The sequence below is a fragment of the Acinetobacter sp. 24-47-39 genome (genome assembly GCF_056783825.1).
The window spans coordinates 115,419-135,413 of record NZ_JBWYIP010000007.1; the positions used below are offsets into that span (position 1 = coordinate 115,419).

General features: G+C 39.3%; 25 protein-coding genes. 17 read left to right on the forward strand and 8 right to left on the reverse strand.

The genetic code is table 11. The features are described 5' to 3' along the window. The first annotated feature begins 159 nt into the window (after window positions 1–159). The 4 genes from tatA (at window position 160) to AC1M9C_RS08110 (ending at window position 4,019) form a co-directional block, all read left to right on the forward strand. Window positions 160–387: a Sec-independent protein translocase subunit TatA gene (tatA, locus tag AC1M9C_RS08095; protein ID WP_035266725.1), complete on the forward strand. Its 228-nt coding sequence runs from the start codon at window positions 160–162 to the stop codon at window positions 385–387. A gap of 15 nt (window positions 388–402) precedes the next feature. Next, the gene (gene tatB, locus AC1M9C_RS08100; protein ID WP_481953507.1) at window positions 403–867 is read left to right on the forward strand and encodes a Sec-independent protein translocase protein TatB; all 465 of its coding nucleotides are present in this window, start codon (window positions 403–405) and stop codon (window positions 865–867) included. Continuing rightward, window positions 864–1,646, forward strand: a complete 783-nt coding sequence (gene tatC, locus AC1M9C_RS08105) for a twin-arginine translocase subunit TatC (RefSeq protein ID WP_481953508.1) — start codon at window positions 864–866, stop codon at window positions 1,644–1,646. The genes tatB and tatC overlap by 4 nt, the downstream gene beginning before the upstream one ends. 165 nt (window positions 1,647–1,811) lie before the next feature. Beyond that, entirely contained in the window at window positions 1,812–4,019 is a 2,208-nt protein-coding gene (locus tag AC1M9C_RS08110; RefSeq protein WP_481587588.1) for a PhoX family protein, read from the forward strand. Window positions 4,020–4,046: 27 nt separating this feature from the next. Here the strand turns inward: AC1M9C_RS08110 and AC1M9C_RS08115 are convergent, their stop codons facing one another. Next, window positions 4,047–4,850, reverse strand: a complete 804-nt coding sequence (locus tag AC1M9C_RS08115) for an NRDE family protein (RefSeq protein WP_481587589.1) — start codon at window positions 4,848–4,850, stop codon at window positions 4,047–4,049. A gap of 93 nt (window positions 4,851–4,943) precedes the next feature. Here AC1M9C_RS08115 and lgt point away from each other — a divergent pair, with 93 nt between their 5' ends. The 9 genes from lgt (at window position 4,944) to msrA (ending at window position 11,111) form a co-directional block, all read left to right on the forward strand. Continuing rightward, window positions 4,944–5,759, forward strand: a complete 816-nt coding sequence (gene lgt, locus AC1M9C_RS08120; protein ID WP_035266733.1) for a prolipoprotein diacylglyceryl transferase — start codon at window positions 4,944–4,946, stop codon at window positions 5,757–5,759. Between the two features lie 84 nt (window positions 5,760–5,843). Further along, window positions 5,844–6,215, forward strand: coding sequence for a hypothetical protein (locus AC1M9C_RS08125; protein WP_179998670.1), 372 nt, complete (start codon window positions 5,844–5,846; stop codon window positions 6,213–6,215). Between the two features lie 81 nt (window positions 6,216–6,296). Beyond that, a complete protein-coding gene (locus AC1M9C_RS08130; RefSeq protein ID WP_481953509.1) occupies window positions 6,297–6,599 on the forward strand; it encodes a hypothetical protein in 303 nt (100 codons plus the stop codon). Between the two features lie 147 nt (window positions 6,600–6,746). Continuing rightward, window positions 6,747–7,238, forward strand: a complete 492-nt coding sequence (locus AC1M9C_RS08135) for a lipocalin family protein (protein ID WP_035266738.1) — start codon at window positions 6,747–6,749, stop codon at window positions 7,236–7,238. Window positions 7,239–7,430: 192 nt separating this feature from the next. Further along, window positions 7,431–8,273 (forward strand): thymidylate synthase, encoded by an 843-nt coding sequence (gene thyA / locus AC1M9C_RS08140; RefSeq protein WP_035266815.1) that lies wholly within the window; start codon window positions 7,431–7,433, stop codon window positions 8,271–8,273. 93 nt (window positions 8,274–8,366) lie between these two features. Next, window positions 8,367–8,879: a dihydrofolate reductase gene (locus tag AC1M9C_RS08145; RefSeq protein WP_035266739.1), complete on the forward strand. Its 513-nt coding sequence runs from the start codon at window positions 8,367–8,369 to the stop codon at window positions 8,877–8,879. A 26-nt stretch (window positions 8,880–8,905) separates the two neighbouring features. Then, window positions 8,906–9,976 (forward strand): Lnb N-terminal periplasmic domain-containing protein, encoded by a 1,071-nt coding sequence (locus tag AC1M9C_RS08150; RefSeq protein WP_481953510.1) that lies wholly within the window; start codon window positions 8,906–8,908, stop codon window positions 9,974–9,976. A 74-nt stretch (window positions 9,977–10,050) separates the two neighbouring features. Then, complete coding sequence (locus AC1M9C_RS08155) at window positions 10,051–10,506, forward strand: META domain-containing protein (protein WP_035266743.1); 456 nt, start codon at window positions 10,051–10,053, stop codon at window positions 10,504–10,506. Between the two features lie 83 nt (window positions 10,507–10,589). Beyond that, window positions 10,590–11,111, forward strand: coding sequence for a peptide-methionine (S)-S-oxide reductase MsrA (gene msrA / locus AC1M9C_RS08160; protein ID WP_481953511.1), 522 nt, complete (start codon window positions 10,590–10,592; stop codon window positions 11,109–11,111). Window positions 11,112–11,161: 50 nt separating this feature from the next. Here the strand turns inward: msrA and AC1M9C_RS08165 are convergent, their stop codons facing one another. The 5 genes from AC1M9C_RS08165 to AC1M9C_RS08185 form a co-directional block, all read right to left on the reverse strand. Further along, window positions 11,162–11,566, reverse strand: coding sequence for an ExbD/TolR family protein (locus AC1M9C_RS08165; RefSeq protein ID WP_035266746.1), 405 nt, complete (start codon window positions 11,564–11,566; stop codon window positions 11,162–11,164). Further along, window positions 11,566–12,189, reverse strand: coding sequence for a MotA/TolQ/ExbB proton channel family protein (locus AC1M9C_RS08170; RefSeq protein ID WP_180028347.1), 624 nt, complete (start codon window positions 12,187–12,189; stop codon window positions 11,566–11,568). Before AC1M9C_RS08170 ends, AC1M9C_RS08165 begins: the two co-directional genes overlap by 1 nt. Before the next feature lie 20 nt (window positions 12,190–12,209). After that, complete coding sequence (locus AC1M9C_RS08175) at window positions 12,210–13,019, reverse strand: energy transducer TonB (protein WP_481587593.1); 810 nt, start codon at window positions 13,017–13,019, stop codon at window positions 12,210–12,212. A 213-nt stretch (window positions 13,020–13,232) separates the two neighbouring features. Next, window positions 13,233–14,099, reverse strand: coding sequence for a formyltetrahydrofolate deformylase (gene purU / locus AC1M9C_RS08180; protein WP_092766746.1), 867 nt, complete (start codon window positions 14,097–14,099; stop codon window positions 13,233–13,235). Between the two features lie 88 nt (window positions 14,100–14,187). Next, window positions 14,188–14,880, reverse strand: a complete 693-nt coding sequence (locus AC1M9C_RS08185; protein ID WP_035266753.1) for a TetR/AcrR family transcriptional regulator — start codon at window positions 14,878–14,880, stop codon at window positions 14,188–14,190. A 124-nt stretch (window positions 14,881–15,004) separates the two neighbouring features. On the opposite strand from AC1M9C_RS08185, the gene AC1M9C_RS08190 reads away from it, so the two are divergent. From AC1M9C_RS08190 to AC1M9C_RS08205, 4 genes are all read left to right on the forward strand, one after another. Next, the gene (locus tag AC1M9C_RS08190) at window positions 15,005–16,453 is read left to right on the forward strand and encodes a coniferyl aldehyde dehydrogenase (protein ID WP_035266754.1); all 1,449 of its coding nucleotides are present in this window, start codon (window positions 15,005–15,007) and stop codon (window positions 16,451–16,453) included. A 165-nt stretch (window positions 16,454–16,618) separates the two neighbouring features. After that, window positions 16,619–16,855 (forward strand): 50S ribosomal protein L28, encoded by a 237-nt coding sequence (rpmB, locus tag AC1M9C_RS08195; protein WP_000048256.1) that lies wholly within the window; start codon window positions 16,619–16,621, stop codon window positions 16,853–16,855. 12 nt (window positions 16,856–16,867) lie between these two features. Then, entirely contained in the window at window positions 16,868–17,023 is a 156-nt protein-coding gene (rpmG, locus tag AC1M9C_RS08200; protein WP_001205031.1) for a 50S ribosomal protein L33, read from the forward strand. Between the two features lie 151 nt (window positions 17,024–17,174). After that, window positions 17,175–18,893 (forward strand): cation:proton antiporter, encoded by a 1,719-nt coding sequence (locus AC1M9C_RS08205; RefSeq protein ID WP_179998680.1) that lies wholly within the window; start codon window positions 17,175–17,177, stop codon window positions 18,891–18,893. A gap of 36 nt (window positions 18,894–18,929) precedes the next feature. On the opposite strand, the gene AC1M9C_RS08210 is transcribed toward AC1M9C_RS08205, so the two are convergent. Both AC1M9C_RS08210 and AC1M9C_RS08215 read right to left on the reverse strand, forming a co-directional pair. Next, on the reverse strand, window positions 18,930–19,208 hold the full coding sequence (locus AC1M9C_RS08210) for a hypothetical protein (protein WP_035266758.1): 279 nt from the start codon (window positions 19,206–19,208) through the stop codon (window positions 18,930–18,932). Window positions 19,209–19,330: 122 nt separating this feature from the next. Continuing rightward, the gene (locus AC1M9C_RS08215) at window positions 19,331–19,834 is read right to left on the reverse strand and encodes a DUF6586 family protein (protein ID WP_035266761.1); all 504 of its coding nucleotides are present in this window, start codon (window positions 19,832–19,834) and stop codon (window positions 19,331–19,333) included. Window positions 19,835–19,995 lie beyond the last annotated feature (161 nt).

A 19,995-nucleotide genomic window follows, 5' to 3' on the forward strand; every position in this document is an offset into this window, starting at 1 on the left:
TAGATTTTTTCTTATCTTAGCACAACATCAATTTCACTTCAGGCTAAGTCTCTTGCACACATAAAAAAGCCATGACTTCAAACTGAAATAATTCCGTCAACTTGCTGTCATAAAGAACTGTTGAAATCATTCATGATCATTTTCAATAAGGAATATATCATGGCTGGATTATCAATTTGGCACGTACTTATTTTCGCAATTGTCGTTTTACTTTTGTTCGGTACGTCTAAGCTAAAAAATTTGGGTAAAGATGTTGGTGGTGCGGTTAAAGATTTTAAAAAATCAATTAAGGATGACGAAGACCAGAGCACATCTGCTCAATTAAAAGAACCACGCACGATTGAACATCAAACATCTCATGATTTGAATTCAACAGCGAAACATTAAAGGTAGGTAACAGTAATGCTGAATATTGGTATGGCTGAACTATTAATGTTTGGCATCATTGCATTGCTTGTTCTTGGACCTGAAAAGCTTCCTGAGGGTGCGCGATTTGCTGGTAAATGGTATGGCAAAATTAAGCGTATGGTCAGCAATGTACAAAATGATATTGATCGTGAACTAAGAATGTCTGAACTTAAAGAACAAATGCAGACTGAAATGAAGCGCATTCAAGAATTAGAAGAAAAAATGAAGGCGCAAATGCAGGAAATTGAAAAACACACAGCATTAAGCGATGAACATTTACATCCACCTATCCATCAACAGGTTCGCTCTGAAACAAGCCCTGTTTATGTGTATTTAATCGTTCAGCAAAGTACAGCAGTTCCTTTTAGAGGACATGCTACACCTAAGCAAAGCTCCATTTCTATTCAAAATTCAGCGCAACACAATAAACCGTATGTAGTCTTAGCGGAGGCAGTATGAGTCACAATACTCTCCCAAATATCATCTCTTCAAATGAGGAAAATCCTCAGCTTGAAGAAATGCCAATAACCAAGCATCTTATTATTTTAAGAAAATATTTATTTAGAATAGTTGGGGTCATTCTCGTTTTATTCTTTTGTTTATTACCATTTGCAAATCAAAGCTATCAAATGATGTCTGAGCCTCTTAGAGCTCAACTCCCAATAAATTCATCAATGATTGCAACTGATGTCACCGCGACATTTATGGCACCATTTAAGTTAAACTTCTTCGTTGCTCTAATGATCGCCATGCCATTTATCATTTATCAAATATGGGCTTTTGTCAGACCGGCGCTATATAAAAATGAGAAAGCTTTAGCTCTACCATTACTCATCGGAAGTATTACATTATTTTATGCGGGTGTTGCTTTTGCTTACTTTATAGCCCTCCCTTCGATTTTACATTTTTTCATTAGCGTTGCACCTGAAACGGTTGCACCCATGACTGACATTAATAGCTATCTGAGTTTCTGTTTAAAATTATTCTTGGTTTTTGGTTTAACTTTTGAAATTCCAATTGTGACTTTATTACTCATTATGATTGGGGTAGTTACCACAGAACAATTGGTTGAAAAAAGACGTTTTATTATTGTAGGTTGTTTCTTCATTTCTATGTTTGTGACGCCGCCAGATGCACTCTCGATGATTATGTTAGCGATACCAATGTGGATGTTATTTGAATTGGGACTTTTCTTTGGAAAATTACTCGAAAACAGAAGAGCAAAGTCAGTACTTTGATATCTTGACCCTTTTACACATAGGCGAGTCTAAAGACTCGCCTTTTTCATACTCTTTAAATAAAAGCTTAATTCAACTGACATAAATCTATCACTTGATTGTCATGATTGCGCATTAAGTTGTTTGTGACGCTAAAAACTACCAAGCAAGATGCTAGGAACGAACATGACTGATTTAACACCTTTTAACGATGATTACGATAGCAATGATTCGGGGAATCCAGAATTTCACCATTTACTTGAAAAGCAAATTACGCGTAGAGATCTCATTAAGAAGACTGCTGGTGGTGCAGTAGCATTGACAGTAGCGGCTTCAGTCGCAGGCTGTAACAGTGACGACAATAACAATAACAACTTAAATCCTTCTCTACCTGAATTCGACAAATCAAAAACGCCAACTGAACTAACATTTAAAGCGGTTGATAAAAATATTAAAAATGAATTCACAGTGCCTGAAGGGTATGAAGCACGTGTTATTTATGCACTAGGAGACCCGCTTTTTGAAGGTATGCCTGAATGGGATGCAGATAATATTCCGAGTGGTGCTTCATTTACCATGCGCTCAGGCGAATGTCATGACGGTATGACATATTTCGGCATGAAAAATAGTCGTTATGATCAAAATGAGTCAAATGTAGGTTTACTGGTACTCAACCACGAATATGTAGATAACAAAGCGATTTTGCATCCAGCGAATAATACCATTTCAGCGGATATTCGTTCTGAAGATGAAGCATTACGTGAAATCAATTGTCACGGCGTTTCAGTGATTGAAGTACAAAAAAATCCTACAACTCAACAAGTCACTCTAAACAAACGCTCTGTATTCAACCGTCGAATTACAGCTGCAACACCGATCGATTTCGCTGGTCCTGTAAAAGGGCATGAATTGGTACAAACCAAGATCAGTCCAGAAGGCACATTTACATTAGGTACGATCAATAACTGTGGTAACGGTTATACGCCTTGGGGCACATACTTAACCACTGAAGAAAACTTTAACCAATACTTTACTCGCGATGATAAAGATCGTTCTGAAAAGGATTTGGAGTCGTTAAAACGCTATAAAATTGCTTCAAATAGTTCTTATAAGTGGCACACAGTTCAAGCACAACTGTTCCCTCAAGATGTTTATGAGCGCTGGTTAACTAAAGTCTCTGCATCTTCTGCAACTCAAGATTTTAGAAACTCACCAAATACATTTGGTTGGATTGTTGAAATTGACCCGTTTGATGGTCGTCAACGCCCAGTAAAACGTACAGCTCTTGGACGTTTTGCACATGAAGATTGTCGTGTCAGTCGTGCCATTCCTGGGCAACCACTAGCCTTCTATATGGGGGATGACTCTCAAGGCGAATATATCTATAAATTTGTTTCAGATGCGGTTTGGGACCCTAAAGATATCAACGGTGGTTATGCTGCTGGCGATAAATATATGAATAACGGTAAATTCTATGTTGCTAAATTTAACTTTAATGAAGCAACTCAAAAGACGTCTGGTGAGTGGATTGAACTCAATATCTCCAATCCACTAATTGCTAGTTATTCAAAATACAAATTTACAGATCAAGCTGATGTATTGGTAAATGCCCGTTTAGCAGGTGATGCAGTTGGTGCAACCAAAATGGATCGTCCAGAATGGGTTGCAGTAAACCCAGAGAATGGTGAGGTTTATGTCACCTTAACCAATAACTCATTACGTGGAAGTGAGCATACAATTGATGCTGCCAACCCTCGTAATTATGCTGATAATGATAAAGGTGGTAGTCCTCGTGGTAATATCAACGGACATATTATCCGTTTCCGTGAAACTGGTGATACTGTTACAGCAAAAACATTTGTATGGGATATCTTCTTATTTGGCGCAGAAGAAGATTCACTTCCGGGTGTAAACCTATCTGGACTCACATCAGCAAATGATTTCTCAAGTCCAGATGGCCTATGGTTTGATCCACGTGGTGTTTTATGGGTACAGACTGATGATGGCGCTTATACAGATGAAACGAATTGCATGATGCTTGCTGCACTTCCAGGTCAAGTAAGTGATGGTAAAGTGACTTCTGCAAATGCTGGTTCAAATAATGCCACTCAACTTACTCCTGCTGGCGCACAGCTTGATGATTCAAAGTTACGTCGTTTTTTAACAGGCCCTTCAGGCTGTGAAATTACAGGTGTAACGATGACACCAGACTATAAAGCTATTTTTGTGAATGTTCAGCATCCAGGTGGCACTTGGCCTGCAAATCACAGCAACACTATCAGCGGTGGTAAAGGTACACGCCCTCGCTCTGCGACGGTCGTGATTACACGTAAAGACGGTGGCGAGATTGTTGGGGAAAGTCTAGAAAAGAAAGAAAACACTCCTGCTGCTTAATTCAAACATTGAAATAGAAAATGCCGACTACGATGTCGGCATTTTTTTTGAGAGATGCAAATCAATTTTGACTATTTGATTCTGATGCTTACCTTGCTGCATTTTTTCAAGCCAAGTCCATTGATTTCTTTTCATCAATAAATAGTTTGAACATCGTGTTCCATATATTGGGCTTCGTATAAAAGTAGAAGATAACAGCTGCTCCATTTCCACCGATATGCCCGTTTGAGGTAATAAATCTAAATCAATTTTTCTTTCATCTTGTAAGATATCCCAAACGGCGTGCTCTAAATCATACGCTTTTTGAGCATTGGGATTTAATTGCAATAATGGTAAGAACTCTTGTGTAAAGCGTTTACGCAAATGTTTGGTTTTTTCCCATGGATCACTTAATACACCATTGGAAACCACATATACACCTTTGGCAAGAACTTGTGGAGATTCACCACGATTACTCATATAAACCGCTTGATCAGAGGTTCCGATAAAAAGGTTAAATCCAGCGTAATCACATTGCTTTTTTTCTAATTCTTGGGCAAATCGGATCGGTGCTAATTCAGACTCCAGATATTGCTGAATGATATGTCCTCTTGAAGTTGGATATTCCTTCTTATCATTTGCATCACGGTAATTTGTCACAAGTGCCCAACGCCCTGCAGCAGTAATCCCCATCCATGTCCCACCAGATTGTAAATCTTGACCTGCAATAATTGGGCTATTTTCCCACTTATGAATTTGTGAAGCAGGTCGGTGATAAAACTCATCCCGATTTGAAATTAAGCATAATGGTGTTTCATCCAACACTTGCCATGCGATTGCTACAATACACATCGTTGCATCCTTAGAACTTTACACATTGAATGTACAACATTTTTTCAGTCTTTCCGTTAGAATCGACACAAAACATAATATAAAGGAAAAGCAATGCTGACCTATCCTTCTATTGACCCAGTGGCAATATCTGTGGGTCCATTACAAGTTCACTGGTATGGACTCATGTATCTACTCGCATTTTTATTTGCGTGGGGCTTGGCAACATTCCGTGCTAAGCAACGAGGATGGACACCAGACATGGTCTCTGATCTCATCTTTTACGGTGCATTAGGTGTCGTGATTGGTGGTCGAGTAGGCTATGTGTTCTTTTATGGTTTTGATCAATTCCTTGCAAATCCGATATGGTTATTCCAAGTTTGGACAGGTGGCATGAGCTTCCATGGCGGCTTCTTAGGTGTCATGTTGGCCATGTTATTGTGGTGTAAAAAATACAAAATGACTTGGTTCCAAACACTGGATTTTATTGCCCCATGTGTTCCAACAGGTCTGATGTTTGGTCGTATTGGCAACTTTATTGGCGGCGAACTTTATGGCCGACAAGTCACAGATCCAAATTTCGCATTGGGTATGATTTTCCCTACAGATCCTTTACAACTCGTACGACATCCATCCCAACTTTACCAAGCACTCTGTGAGGGTTTGATTCTTTTTATTGTTCTGTGGTGGTTTAGTTCTAAACCTCGTCCACGCATGGCTGTTTCTGCTCTATTCTTAATTGGATATGGTATCGCTCGCTTCACTGTTGAATTCTTCCGTGAGCCAGATAATGGACAATTATTTATCGGATGGATGAGCAAAGGACAATTCCTTACAGTTCCAATGATTCTCATCGGGCTATGGATGCTTTGGTATGCCTACCAAAAGAAAGTATATGACTGGGGTCCTCTACAAAATAATGGCAAATAAGTAAATCATGCCCTCAAAGGTGAACATCTTGTTCACCTTTTTTTGTGCTAGAGTTTTGACTTATTTACTTTGATTCAGATTACTATGCTCGAGTTTTGGTTTGATCCTAAAGTTTCAATACAACACAAAGCTTTATTTTTTATTTTGATTGCGAGTGCTACCGCTACGTTATATTGGATGCAACCGCTTAACTTCGATGCGATCTTAATGTTTGTGGGCACAGGTATAGTTTTTCTTATTTGCCGTTACTGTAAAATTCATTTCGCTTCACACCATCCAACAGGGTTGATGTACCGATTATTTACTTGGATTCCTATCGCTCTGCTACTTGCCTTAATTTTCATGCATGCAAAGGATGGAGAAATTCTTTTACCTGGCGCTCAAGGATTAGGATTTATGGCTTTATCTATTTGCTTATTTTCCCCACTGTCTCTACTTCATCAACATCAGCATTAAGACTTCATTATGTTAAATTTCTGGTATTCGGAACGATGCACACGCACGCTTAAATTGATCATTTGTATATCAACGTGTGTAATGATTCTGTTGACAGCTGAAATTAAAAAACTTGATTTTCTATCGACACTAATGAGCTTATGTTTAGGCTTAAGCGTACACATTACTCATCATGTTTTGATCCAATCTAAGCGTCTAAAGCATCAGCTGAAAGCATATTATGCTTTTAGTCCTTTCGTATTGATTGTATATTTTATCTTCATGCTTTCAGCGCTGAACTTTCAAAATAGCAGAGAGTTTTTTGCACTTTTTGTACAACTCATGGGTTATAGCGCAGTGGGATTGTTCGTAGTGAGTTTATATGCATCTCGTACACCCCGCTGAATTTCAAAACAACTAAGCAAATGAAAATAAATATAAAATTAATCACACTCACTTAACGCTTTGCTACAGAACAGTATTATTTCTACTCCAAAACTGTGCCTATACTCAAAGGACGTATCTAATTTAGATTAAATGGAGTACATCATAATGAGTCAAAATTTAACGACCGTATCTAACTTCCAACTTGAACGCTATTTAGGTACTTGGTATGAGATTGCACGCTTACCAATGAAGCATCAACCTGAAGACAGTACGGATATTTCGGCAGTCTATACCTTAAACAGCGATGGAACCGTACGTGTTCAAAATCGTTGTCTTGATGGCAACAAAGAACTAGATGAGTCTATTGGCGAAGCCACAGTTGTAGATGCTGAACATGGCAAATTAGAAGTCAGCTTTTTGCCTGAAGGATTTCGTTGGATTCCATTCACTAAGGGTGACTATTGGGTACTTAAGATCGATGAAAATTATCAAACTGCTTTAGTCGGTGAACCTAATCAAAAATATCTTTGGATTCTGCACCGTGAACCTGTGTTAAATGAATCTATCAAACAAGCGTATCTTGCATATGCTCAATCCATTGGTTATGACCTAAGCGATTTAATTCATACTGTACATACAGGACACAAAACTGCTTAAGCCCTAAAATTTTGTGTTAAATGAGAGCACCCTAAAGGGTGCTTTCTTATTTCTTTAATTACTCGCTTTCAAAGATTCTATTCCATAAGGAAGATATTAAAAAGCATGCTGCTTTAGTATAAACTGATGCCAATGAAATTTTTGGCATTGGTTTATTCTTCAAATGCCACATTCAAATCGATCAGGAAATTTATGAAAGCGTATTTAGACCTACTACAACATATCCTCGACAATGGCGGTGATAAAGGTGACCGTACTGGTACAGGTACTCGTTCTGTATTTGGTCATCAAATGCGCTTTGATCTTTCTAAAGGTTTTCCTCTACTGACCACAAAGAAAGTTCACTTCCGTTCAATCGTGATTGAATTACTTTGGTTCCTTAAAGGTGATACCAATGTTAAATATCTTCAAGATCATAAAGTTACAATTTGGGATGAATGGTCGACAGCTGAGCAGACTGCTCGTTTTGGACGTCCTGAAGGAGAGCTAGGTCCAGTATATGGACACCAATGGCGTAACTTTGGTGCAACTAAGAAAGACGATGGTTTATACGAGCAAGATGGATTTGATCAAATCAAATGGTTAATTAATGAAATTAAAACCAATCCAAACTCCCGTCGTTTGATCGTATCAGGTTGGAACCCAAAAGAAGCTGGACAAGTGGCACTCCCTCCTTGTCACACGCTTTTCCAGTTTTTTGTTCAGGATGGAAAATTATCATGTCAGCTTTATCAACGTAGTGCTGATGTTTTTCTTGGCGTTCCATTTAATATTGCAAGTTATGCACTTCTCACCCATATGATTGCGCAAGTCTGTGATCTAGAAGTCGGTGATTTTGTGTGGACAGGTGGTGATACTCATCTTTACGCCAATCATTTCGAGCAAGCACAACTTCAATTAACACGTGAACCACTTCCATTGTGCCAACTCAAACTGAATCCTGAAATTAAAGATATTTTTGATTTCAAATTTGAAGATATTGAAATCGTAAATTACGAATCGCATCCTGCAATTAAAGCACCTGTTGCAGTTTGATTTTAACTAAGGTCTTTTGGGATCACCGTTGGTACCAATCGTGATCCAACTTTACATTTCCCTCTTTAACTCATATTCGCTGGAAGAATAATCATGGCATTTCAAGGTTTAGAAGTCGTACACGTCGTTGCAATGGATCAGCAACGTTGTATTGGCAAAGGAAATGATTTGCCATGGCATATTTCAGCTGATCTCAAACATTTTAAAGAAATTACTCAAGGTGGTGTTGTGGTCATGGGACGTAAAACACTTGAGTCTATGGGTAGAACACTTCCTAAACGTGTAAATTGGGTCATTACACGAGATACGTCATGGCAGTTTGAAGGAACAAAAATCGCGCATACAATCGAGAGCGCACTTGAGCAGGCAGTCCATGATGTAAAAGCTTCAGAAAAGCCTGGATCTATTTTTATTATAGGTGGTGGAGAAATTTTTAGCCAAACGATCTCTATTGCGGATCGCTTAGAACTCACGCATGTTGAATTAGACGTCCAAGGTGATGCACATTATCCCGAGATTCCACCTGAATTTAAAAAAGTGGCATCAGAGCAACACATTGATGACAAAACAAATATTGCATTTGAGTTCGCAACCTACCAAAAATAAAGCTTTCTTACATATAGCCAATAACAATGCATAACATCGGTAAAAGAGAGTTTATTCTTGCACTTGCAAAGGGAGCTTTTCACTCCCTATTTAGTTTATTTGTCATCTTCTCTTCGATTTGGTTATGTATGGCCTTATGGGTTCAAGAGCCATTTGGCTGGTTAGTCAGTCGTATTATCATTGGCTTTTGGGCCGCTTTTGCCTTAAGTGTTTTAGGCATATATGCAACACAACATTTTTTTAGCCGTAGTAAAGATGTTGTCTTATACATTGTCTTTTTTGCGTTCAGTTTAGTTTGGTATTTTAGCATCCCTGCCAAACAAGACCGTGAGTGGAATCCTGAAGTCGCAAGAATTCTCAATTATGAACGTCAAGGTGATTTGGTCACTTTACACAATGTGCGTAATTTTGCATGGAATGAAGACGGAACCTATCAAGAACGCTGGGAAACACGTCAGATTGATTTGAATCAAATCAGTGGCATTAACATCATTACTTCATATTGGATGGGACCACAAATCGCCCATACTTTAGTCAGCTTTGATTTCAAAAACTCTAAACCACTGACCTTTTCGATTGAAATTCGCAAAGAAAAAGATGAAGAGTTTTCTGCTATTGGTGGTTTTTTTAGAAAGTACGAAGTCAGTTTAGTTGCTGCTGACGAGAAAGACATTATTTATACACGTAGCAATGTACGTAATGAGCAGGTCTATTTTTTCCCAATCAACATGGAAGCTGCTGAAATGAAAGCTTTATTTGAGGAATATTTAGAGCAAGCAGATCAACTTAGTCAAGAACCAAAATGGTATAACACCTTGACCAGTAACTGCACCACTTTGGTTTTTGATATGGTTCAAGCGATTTCCAAACATGAACTGCCAGTGGACTACCGATTATTAGCCTCAGGTTATTTACCTAATTATCTGTATGACTTGGGGGCATTACAACATCATTGGGATATCAAAACATGGTACAACAAGGCACATGTCAACCCAAGAACAGACCAATTTAATCAATTTAAATATCAAAGTAGTGAAAATTATTCAAAATTGATTCGTCTGGGTCTCCCCCAGAGTCAGCCAGAGCTTGCACCTTAGCGTTTCAGTTGATATACATAAAATTGACTTGAATTTAATTTACATTAGAAAGAAATAACACAGGGGCATTTCATATGTTAAAACAACTTTTAGCCGTATCTGTTATAGGTTCAGCATTACTTTTTACAGCATGTACCACAACACCATCTGCTGAAAAGCAGCAACAAGCACTTAATCAATTGCAAAATAAAACTTGGATTTTGACACATATCGGCGCAACAGAATTTAAGACCGACCCTACTGCACACAATGTTCCAAGTATTCAATTTGATGCAGCATCTAGTCGTTTGAGTGGTGCAGATGGTTGTAACCGTTTTATGGGTGCATATAGCATTAAAGCTGACAAAATTAGCTTGAGTGAAGTTGCGACTACACAAATGATGTGTGTGAATACTCAAGAACTTGCAAATCGCTATAATGCTGCCTTGGCAAAAGTCGCGGCATTCCAAGTCTACGACAAAACGCTTCGCCTACTCGATGAGAATGGTAATCCAGTATTGCAGTATGAGTCTGCAATACAACCGCGTTAACAGTTAAGCAACCATTCCACTGGTTGCTTTTTTCATTCTACACCCCATTATTTCAGTCATTGCAACTCAATAAGGTGAATCCCATGCAACAAGCTTTGCTCGGTGGCGGATGCTTCTGGTGTGTTGAAGCAGTTTTCCTTCAACTTAAAGGTGTCACTAAAGTCGTGAGTGGTTATGCTGGCGGGCATACGGTCAATCCAAGCTATGAGGATATTTGCAAAGGAGACACCCATCATGCTGAAGTGATTTTAGTGGATTTTGATGAAAGTCAAATTAGCTTTGCTCAATTGCTTGATGTATTTTTTGCAACACATGATCCAACCACACTCAATCGCCAAGGTAATGATATAGGTACACAATATCGATCTGTCATTTATTATTTTGATGAAGAACAGCGCCAGATTGCAGAGAAAGCCATTCAACAGTTAAAAGCAGAAGGTTTAGATATTGTTACAGAATTAAGCTCAGTACCGACCTTCTACCCTGCTGAAGAATATCATCAAAATTTCTTTGCTCGTAACCCGACTCAGGGCTACTGCAATTTTAGTATCCCACCAAAACTTTTAAAGCTGCGCTCTAAATTTGAAGGTTTACTCAAAGACTAATACAGGTTTAAAAAAAGCGACCTTATGGTCGCTTTTCTCATGTTAATTAGTTAATTATCTGTGGCAAAGGCAATGTCAGCAAGCCCGGCTTCGCTTGCACGTGACATCACTTGAGCAACAGTATCATAACGTGATTCTTTATCTGCTTTAAGAATAATCGTCGGTTGTTGTGCTGAACCACCGGCATCGTTAAATCTTTTTTGCAATTCATCTAAGCTGATAATTTCTGAATCCCATGCAATCTCACCCTGTGAGTTAATGCTTACTTGAATCGATTCAGGTGGCGGATCAATGATATCCGCTGTCGTTTTTGGTAAAGTTAATGGAATTGATGGGTTAGCAACGGTCGCTGTCACCAAGAAGATGATCATCAAAACCAACATAATGTCAATTAACGGGATGAGGTTCATCTCCGTCATGCCTGTATCGTTGTCTTCACCCAATTGAAAAGCCATTAAGCTTGACCTCCAACGTAACTTTCTTGAGTCGCTTTCACTTCAACTTTTTGCGCAGAAGAATCTTGTTGCAGCATCGTGTCGATTAACAGACTGTGAGCATGATCTTGTAGTTCATTACTTAATGTACGATTAAAGCGAATACAAATGTTGTATGCGATCACTGCTGGAATAGCAACTGCCAAACCAATACCAGTCATAATCAGGGCTTCACCCACAGGTGTTGCCACTTGTGCAAGTCCTGCTTGACCGCTTTTACCTACTGCAACCAATGCATGGAAAATTCCCCATACTGTACCAAATAGCCCTACAAACGGTGCAAGTGAGGCAATTGTTCCGAGTACAGCAACACCTTTTTCAGCAGATGCTTTTTCCAAAGCAATCTGACGCAATAAAGCTTGCTCAGCAACAGCTTTACGTTGTTCAAATCCCAAAGGAGCGAGTTTTGCTTTCAATCCTGCTAATGCTTTAGAGAGTTGAGCATAAGCAACTTCTTTCAGTTGACGTGTTCCCATCACACGTAAAACGACAATTGTCCATGTCGCAATAGACATTGCGAGTAAAACGAAATAAAGCGTCTTACTGACTGCATCAGCATGTTGCCAATAAACTGAAAAGTTCATACTCGAACTCCTAATAAAAGTTAGCCGTTAGAATTCAACTTAAGTTCAAATGGTTGTTCCGCCCTAAACGGATAAGCCACGCCATTTTCCTTATAAGGTCTGAATTTTGCATTACGCACTGAGCGTAAAATCTTTTGATCAAGCGAATCAATTCCACTTGATTTTGTGATTCTGGCATTCACTACATTACCGTTAGTGTCCGCTTCAATCGATACTACAACAGTACGATCAGAACCTTGTAAATCTCGGTTGGTATATGATGGCTTCGGTGTACGAGACCATGATATTTGCCCAATACTTAAATTCTTTGGTGTATTACGTGCTTGCTGCTCACGACGTTCTTGTTCGCGTCTTTCATTTTCCAAGCGCTCACGTTCTTGTTGCTCACGTAGCTGTTGGTCACGCAATGCTTGCTCACGTCGCTGCTGTTCAAGCAACTCACGATTTTTACGTTCTTGCTCTAAACGCTGTTGTTCCTGCTTTTGCTTTTCTAATTTATCTTCTTGAACAATTGCTTTTTGTTCGACAGGTTTAGGCTTTTCAGCAATGACTTTGGGTTTAACCACAGGAGGTGGTTCAACGACTTTAGGTTCTGGTTTTGGTTGAACTTGAGGTTTCACAGGTTCAACAGGCGGTGGCGCATCCTCTTTAATCTGAACAAAACGAACCTTAATTGGGTCTTTATCAATAGGTTTTAATTCAGGTGTTTTCATCTGACTCACGGCAAATAAAACACCAATATGCCCGATCACCACTGCAATGAGCGAAGTAAGCACTTTCTTTTTCATTGAGATTGGATTTTGCATCATAGGAATGGGAGATGGGCTCATTAAAATTTATGACCTGATATACATTGACGCTGTCTTCAGAAGGAAGATTTCAATCAAACTTATCGGTTAGTACAATTAAAGTACGCCAATAATAAATGAGAAGTGTTTTCATTTGCAACTATTAATTCTGCAGTTTTGATGAGTTTTTTTGATCATCAATAAAAAAGGCATGCTCGCGCATGCCTTAATAAATCAGTGATATTTAATTAAAAATCACTGGAATACCACAGTTTTATTACCATCAACAATGATACGGTCTTCTAAATGCCACTTAACAGCACGCGCCAAGACATTACGCTCAACGTCTTGACCTAATTCACGTAATTGATCAACTGTAAAATCATGGCTGACACGCTCAACATCTTGTTCAATAATCGGGCCTTGATCCAAATCAGCTGTCACATAATGCGCTGTTGCACCAATCAGTTTTACGCCTTTTTCATACGCTTGCTTATAAGGGTTAGCACCCACAAAAGCTGGAAGGAAAGAATGATGAATGTTGATCACTTTCATTTCCCACTTAGAGACGAACTCTTCATCAAGAATCTGCATATAACGTGCGAGTACAAGCAAATCATTACCTTGCATTAACTCATCAATTTTTGCATATGCTTCGCGCTTGTTCTCTTTATTGACAGGCACAACTTCAAAAGGAATACCGAAGTTTTCCACAGACTCACGTAGATCTTCATGATTCGACACAACCTTAGTGATTTCACAAGGTAATCCACCACGTGCATGACGCCATAAAAGTTCAAGCAAGGCATGATCGACTTTCGATACCAAAATACCTACTTTCTTTACATCTGACACTAAAGCTAGACGCCAATGCATGTTGTAACGTTCAGCTACGTTTGTGGCGAAAGTTTGTAGAATATTTTCCTTACGGCTTTGCAAATTGTCGAGTTCAAACTCAACACGCATGAAATAACGCCCGCCCTGAGCTTCTGTTGCATATTGATCAAGCGCAGTGATGTTTGCCCCTTGATGATACAAAAAGCTCGATACAGCCTGCACGATTCCTGGTTTATCTTCGCAAGTAATCAGTAAACGTGCTGTGTTAGCAGTTGTCATATTCATGATGATTTATATCACTTAACAGTTAAATTGAAAAACAGCCGCGTATTCTAACTCTTTTTTTAATGCTTTCAAATTATCTTTGCTGAAATCAATCTTCTCGATCAGCAGAAAGACTAGCAAATAATTCAGATGTTCCCAACGTTTCAAGCAAGCGCTCATAAGTCTGACGACTTTCACCACGTAAATAAGGACCTTCAAGAAACACCATTTGACGCAGTGCCTGCCAAACCCACTTTTCATCTAGATGGTTGGAATCTTTTAAATGACCAGACATATAGAGAAAGTTCGTCCAATTGGTTAGGACAATCCATAGGTTAATGATCAACGCTTCAATTTCAGACTCTGTCATTTGCATGAGACCTGCATTGACGAAGGCTCGGTAAATCTTTTGACCTTGTTGCATCACTTTACCTGCGAAACGCGGGTAAATTTTTCTAAAGTCATCATTATTTTCGGTTAAATGATATACATCACGATGCAGAAAACGATAGGCCCATAACTGACTACTGAGTACTTGAAAGTATCGGATTTTATCATTGGCATTTACATCACGGTCTTCTGGCAATGCTAGCAGCTCTAAAGTTGCATGCTGATATTGCTCCATCAACTCTTTAATGATCTCTTGCTTGTTACGAAAGTGATAATAGAGATTACCAGGGCTAATACCTAACTCTGCTGCGATATGGTTAGTTGTGACAGATCGCTCTCCACGTTCGTTAAAGAGTTGCAAACTAATTTGCAAGATTCGGTCTTTGGTTTTTAACGTTTTGGAATGCGACATCCTAATACCATCTATAACAAGAATAATGACGTTTAGCCCAAGCTAACATAAAAGTGACTTGACTTTTAGAGTATTTACTCTAAAAATAAAAATCACATCAACCCTTACATTAGTGGTACTGGTCATGAACAGTCAAACAAAAACAAATTTAATGACGACTGAAGCATCGGAAGTTCAGCATTTACATGATCTTCTAGCGCTTCAGAAAGCAGCCTATCGACGTTATCCGAACCCGACAGCAAAACAGCGTATTGAACGTTTGGCTCGTCTTAAAGCAGTTTTGATTAAATATCAGGACCAAATTGCAGAAGCAATTAGCCAAGATTATGGTAATCGTTCGGTTTCTGAAACCAAAATTGGTGAACTACTCACTTCACTCGAACAAATCAAATATTACAGCAAACATTTAACAGAGTGGATGAAGCCTTCTAAACGCCATATCGGTATTTTACATCAACCTGCAAAAGGTTGGGTTCAGTATCAACCTTTAGGTGTTGTCGGTATCATTTCCCCTTGGAACTACCCTTTATTATTGGCGATTAGCCCATTAGTATGTGCATTGGCAGCGGGCAACCATGCCATGATTAAAGTTTCAAGCACCTCTCGTAACTTTGGCTATGTATTACAAAATGCTTTATCTGAAGCGTTCCCTCAAGAGTTAGTTGCCGTTGTTACAGGTGGTGGCGTAATCTCTGACACATTCAGTCATCTTGCATTTGATAAATTAGTCTTCACAGGCTCTACCAATGTTGGTAAGACTGTGATGAAAGCAGCATCTGAAAACTTAGTTCCAGTTATTCTAGAACTTGGTGGTAAATCACCAGTTATCGTGCACCCTTCAATTGACTTAAAGGATGTCGCGGAGCGTGTTGCATTCGGTAAATTGTGGAATGCGGGTCAAACTTGTGTCGCACCAGATTATATTTTCCTACCACGTGGTAAAACTTCAGAGTTTATTCACCAGTTTGAAACTGTTGCGAAAACGATGTATCCAACATTACGTGACAACCAAGATTACACCTCTATAGTGAGCGATAAGCAAAATAAACGCTTACAAGGTTACTTAGAAGATGCGATTCAAAATGGTGCTCAAGTCACTGAAATTAACCCATTAAAAGAAGAGCTTGCTTCTGTACGTAAAATAGCGCCAACCCTTCTGACCAATATCAGCCCTGATATGGAAATTATGAAGAACGAAATCTTTGGTCCAATTTTACCAATCTTAGAATATGATCAAATAGACGAAGTTATCGAGTTTATTAATGACCGACCACGTCCACTTGCATTATACTATTTCGACTTTAACGATGCTCGAGCAGAATACGTTTCGCAACGTACTCACTCTGGACACTTTGGTCAAAACGCTGTTGTTACTCATGTTGCACAAGATGATCTACCTTTCGGTGGCGTTGGTGCATCTGGTATGGGCAGATACCATGGTCCCGAAGGCTTCTTCAGTTTATCAAATGAACGCTCAGTCATGTCTATTCCAAAGCTATTCAGCTTGAAATACGTACTGCCTCCGTTTAATAGACCGATCCCTAGTCTTATCCGTAAAGCCTTTCTTCGTTAAATGATCAAGGCATGATCTATCACAACAGGTCATGCCCTGTTTTTATCAATTTCGCTTGTCTTTTAAGCGTATTTTTGATATAAAACGCCCCTTGAATGAATTCAATCCGTTTTATTTTGACTGGCCATACAGATTTGCTGTTGGCTAAATCAATGGAGTTACACCATGTCTAAGGTTTGCCAAGTTACCGGCAAGCGTCCAGTCGTTGGTAACAACGTCTCACACGCCAACAACAAAACTAAGCGCCGGTTCGAGCCGAACCTGCACCACCACCGTTTTTGGTTAGAAAGCGAAAAACGTTTCGTACGTCTTCGTCTAACTACTAAAGGTATGCGTATTATCGACAAATTGGGCATCGAAAAGGTTGTTGCTGACCTACGTGCTCAAGGTCAAAAGATCTAAGGAGCAACGAAAATGCGTGATAAGATTCGCCTAGTTTCTTCTGCTGGTACAGGTTATTTCTATACCACTACTAAGAACAAACGTACTATGCCGGAAAAAATGGAAATCAAAAAATTTGATCCAAAAATCCGTCAACACGTAATCTTCAAAGAAGCTAAAATCAAATAATTTTAGTTCTTTAAAAAAATACGACCCATTGGGTCGTTTTTTTTGCCTTTTTTTTCTTCAGGTTGTTAAAATTTAATCTCAGTTTGGCATTTTTTGTGCTTATACAGCTCAAAAGCCAATTCATAATTTATAAATATTTAAGGGGTGATTAGTGCCACATGATGTAGATTTAATTATATTGCTTGCGGTTGGTTTTGGCTTAGCCCTTATTTTTGGCTTTATCGCCGCACGTTTACGTCTACCCCCTCTCGTTGGCTATCTCATTGCCGGCATTATTATTAGTCCCAAAACCCCCGGTATCGTCGCCGACATCACATTAGCTAATCAACTCGCAGAACTGGGTGTCATGTTTTTGATGTTCGGTGTCGGGATGCACTTTTCACTGAAAGATTTAATGCAAGTTCGGCGTATTGCAGTCCCTGGTGCAATTTTACAAATCACAGTGGCCACCATCCTCGGGATTGGCGTCTCTATGCTATGGGGATGGAGTTTTGGGTCAGCATTGGTGTTTGGCTTAAGCTTATCTTGTGCGAGTACTGTGGTACTCCTGAAAGCTTTGGGTGACCGAGGCTTACTGGATTCAGTCAATGGAAAAATTGCTGTGGGATGGCTACTCGTCGAAGACCTAGTTATGGTGCTCGCTTTAGTTTTATTACCAGCTACAGCCGTACTCCTCGGCGGAACAGCACTCGAAGGCGCCAATCCAGATCAAAATGTCTTTGTGACTTTAGGAATAACCTTACTTAAAGTTGCCGGCTTTATTGCCTTTATGCTGATTATAGGTAAGCGGCTCATTCCTAAAATCATTCAGTTTGTCGTACGCTTAGGTTCTCGCGAGCTATTTACATTGACTGTGGTTGCAGCAGCCGTATCCATTGCCTATGGTTCGTATGCAGTTTTTGGCGTTTCAATGGCATTAGGTGCATTCTTTGCTGGGATGGTGGTTAAAGAGTCTGACTTCAGTCATCGTGCTGAAGAAGAAACGTTACCACTGCGTGAGATATTCTCCATCCTATTCTTCGTCTCTGTCGGAATGTTGTTTGACCCAACAATTATCGTTGAAGAACCACTTCACATTCTGGCTGTGATTGGCATTATCATGATCGGAAAAACATTAGCAGCAATGGCGCTGGTTTTATTCTTCCGCTATCCATTAAATACCGCACTTACAGTAGGTGCCTCACTCGCTCAAATCGGTGAGTTCTCATTTATATTGGCAACACTCGGTCTATCTATAGGATTATTAACCCCTGAAGCTCAAAACTTGATTTTAGCCGGGGCATTATTTTCTATTTCGCTCAATTCTGTTTTATTTTCAGCCATTGAACCCGTACAGAAATGGATTCGTGAGCGCTCGCATTTGGCTCGTTTGCTTGAGCGTAGTGGTGATCCATTGGCGATGTTACCTGACGAGGTCTCACAGGATTACCTGCGCGATCAAGTGGTCATGGTCGGTCATGGAGAAGTTGGACGTCGCTTAACGAAAACACTGATGGAAAATAACATCAAAGTGGTGATTGCTGAAGAAAATCGAGAAATTGTTGAAAAACTACGTGCAAAAGATATTGCTGCAGTATCAGGTTCAGCAACAGAACCAGGCGTATTAATTCAAGCACATATTCAACATGCGAGGCTTTTAATTATCTCGCCGATGGATATTTTAGATATTCATAAGATTGTAGATACTGCCAAACTTCTGAATCCACAGATTCAAGTTTTGATCTGTGCGGAAAGTAAAGAAGAAGCTGAAGCAATACGTGCAGATGAAATTGGTGAAGTGTATTACGCGAAGGAAGAAATGGCGAAGAACATGAGTAATCATATTCTAAATCAAATTGAAATCGCACATCATCATGCACCATCTCACTAAGTAAAATAAAAACCGCGCTATTTGCGCGGTTTTTTCTTAGCTATAAAACTGTGGTTTTTCATCTACGACTTCCGCATGCCATTCATTCGATTGTTTTTCGAGAAGTGCAAATAACGCAGCCTGAATCATGTGTTGGGCAATCAAAGGCATATGATCACCTAATAAAGCTTTCACTTCATCATTAAATTGAATTTTCACAAGTGGCTCATCTTCAGATGCAGCGTGACGAAGCGCTAACTCGCCATTCTCAAGTTGCACCAATTCTAAAATTGCTTCTTGTGTTCCGAATAATTCTTTCAATTGCTCTATAGACATATACCCTCCATGATTCACATGGTGGCAAAATGCTGAATGCACTTTGCATTGCTTAGACTATTTTATATAAGTTCTAAAATTTATATTTCAAGTCTAATCACTTAAAACTGGCATGATTACAATTAAAACTCAACCATTTCGTTACGAAAACCGTCAATAAGATGGGTTAAGTCACGATGCCACTCTCGAAGAATTTGAGTATCTGGCAACCACGCTTGAGGTGTCTGCGTGACTTTAATAATAAGATTCGAAGAAGTTTCATCCTCAGGTTCTGGTGCACTTGGTTCTGGTGCATACTGGCACATACGATAAGCGCGCTTTAGTTCTGCAATAAAACCATCCTTTGCAAGATGCTGTAACACGGTGATTTCTGGAGAAACTTGCCCTTTAGCGGCCATATGCTCTTCAATAGATTTTAATGTCGGTGAAAAATCATTTAAACGGTAATAACGCACCAACTCTTGCAAAAATGCCAAGACCGCTCCATGCAAATGAAAGACTGCCGCTTCACGATGGGCTTGAGCTTGTTGAATATGATCTGTCTGTTCTGCTTGCTGACATGATAGACGGGCAAAATAGAGTTTTTGATTAGTGCGATCTGCATGAAAACGAGCAACACGAGACATGAAAACTTCCTAGCAACATTTATGTCATACAACTTAAATGTTGACGCCATATCACGCAATGCTTTTAAGAAAAAAATAAAGATTAATTTTAGATCAACAAGATTGATTGAAAGCTTGATGATTAATGCATACTGCTTAAATAAAAAAGCCAGCCAAATGCA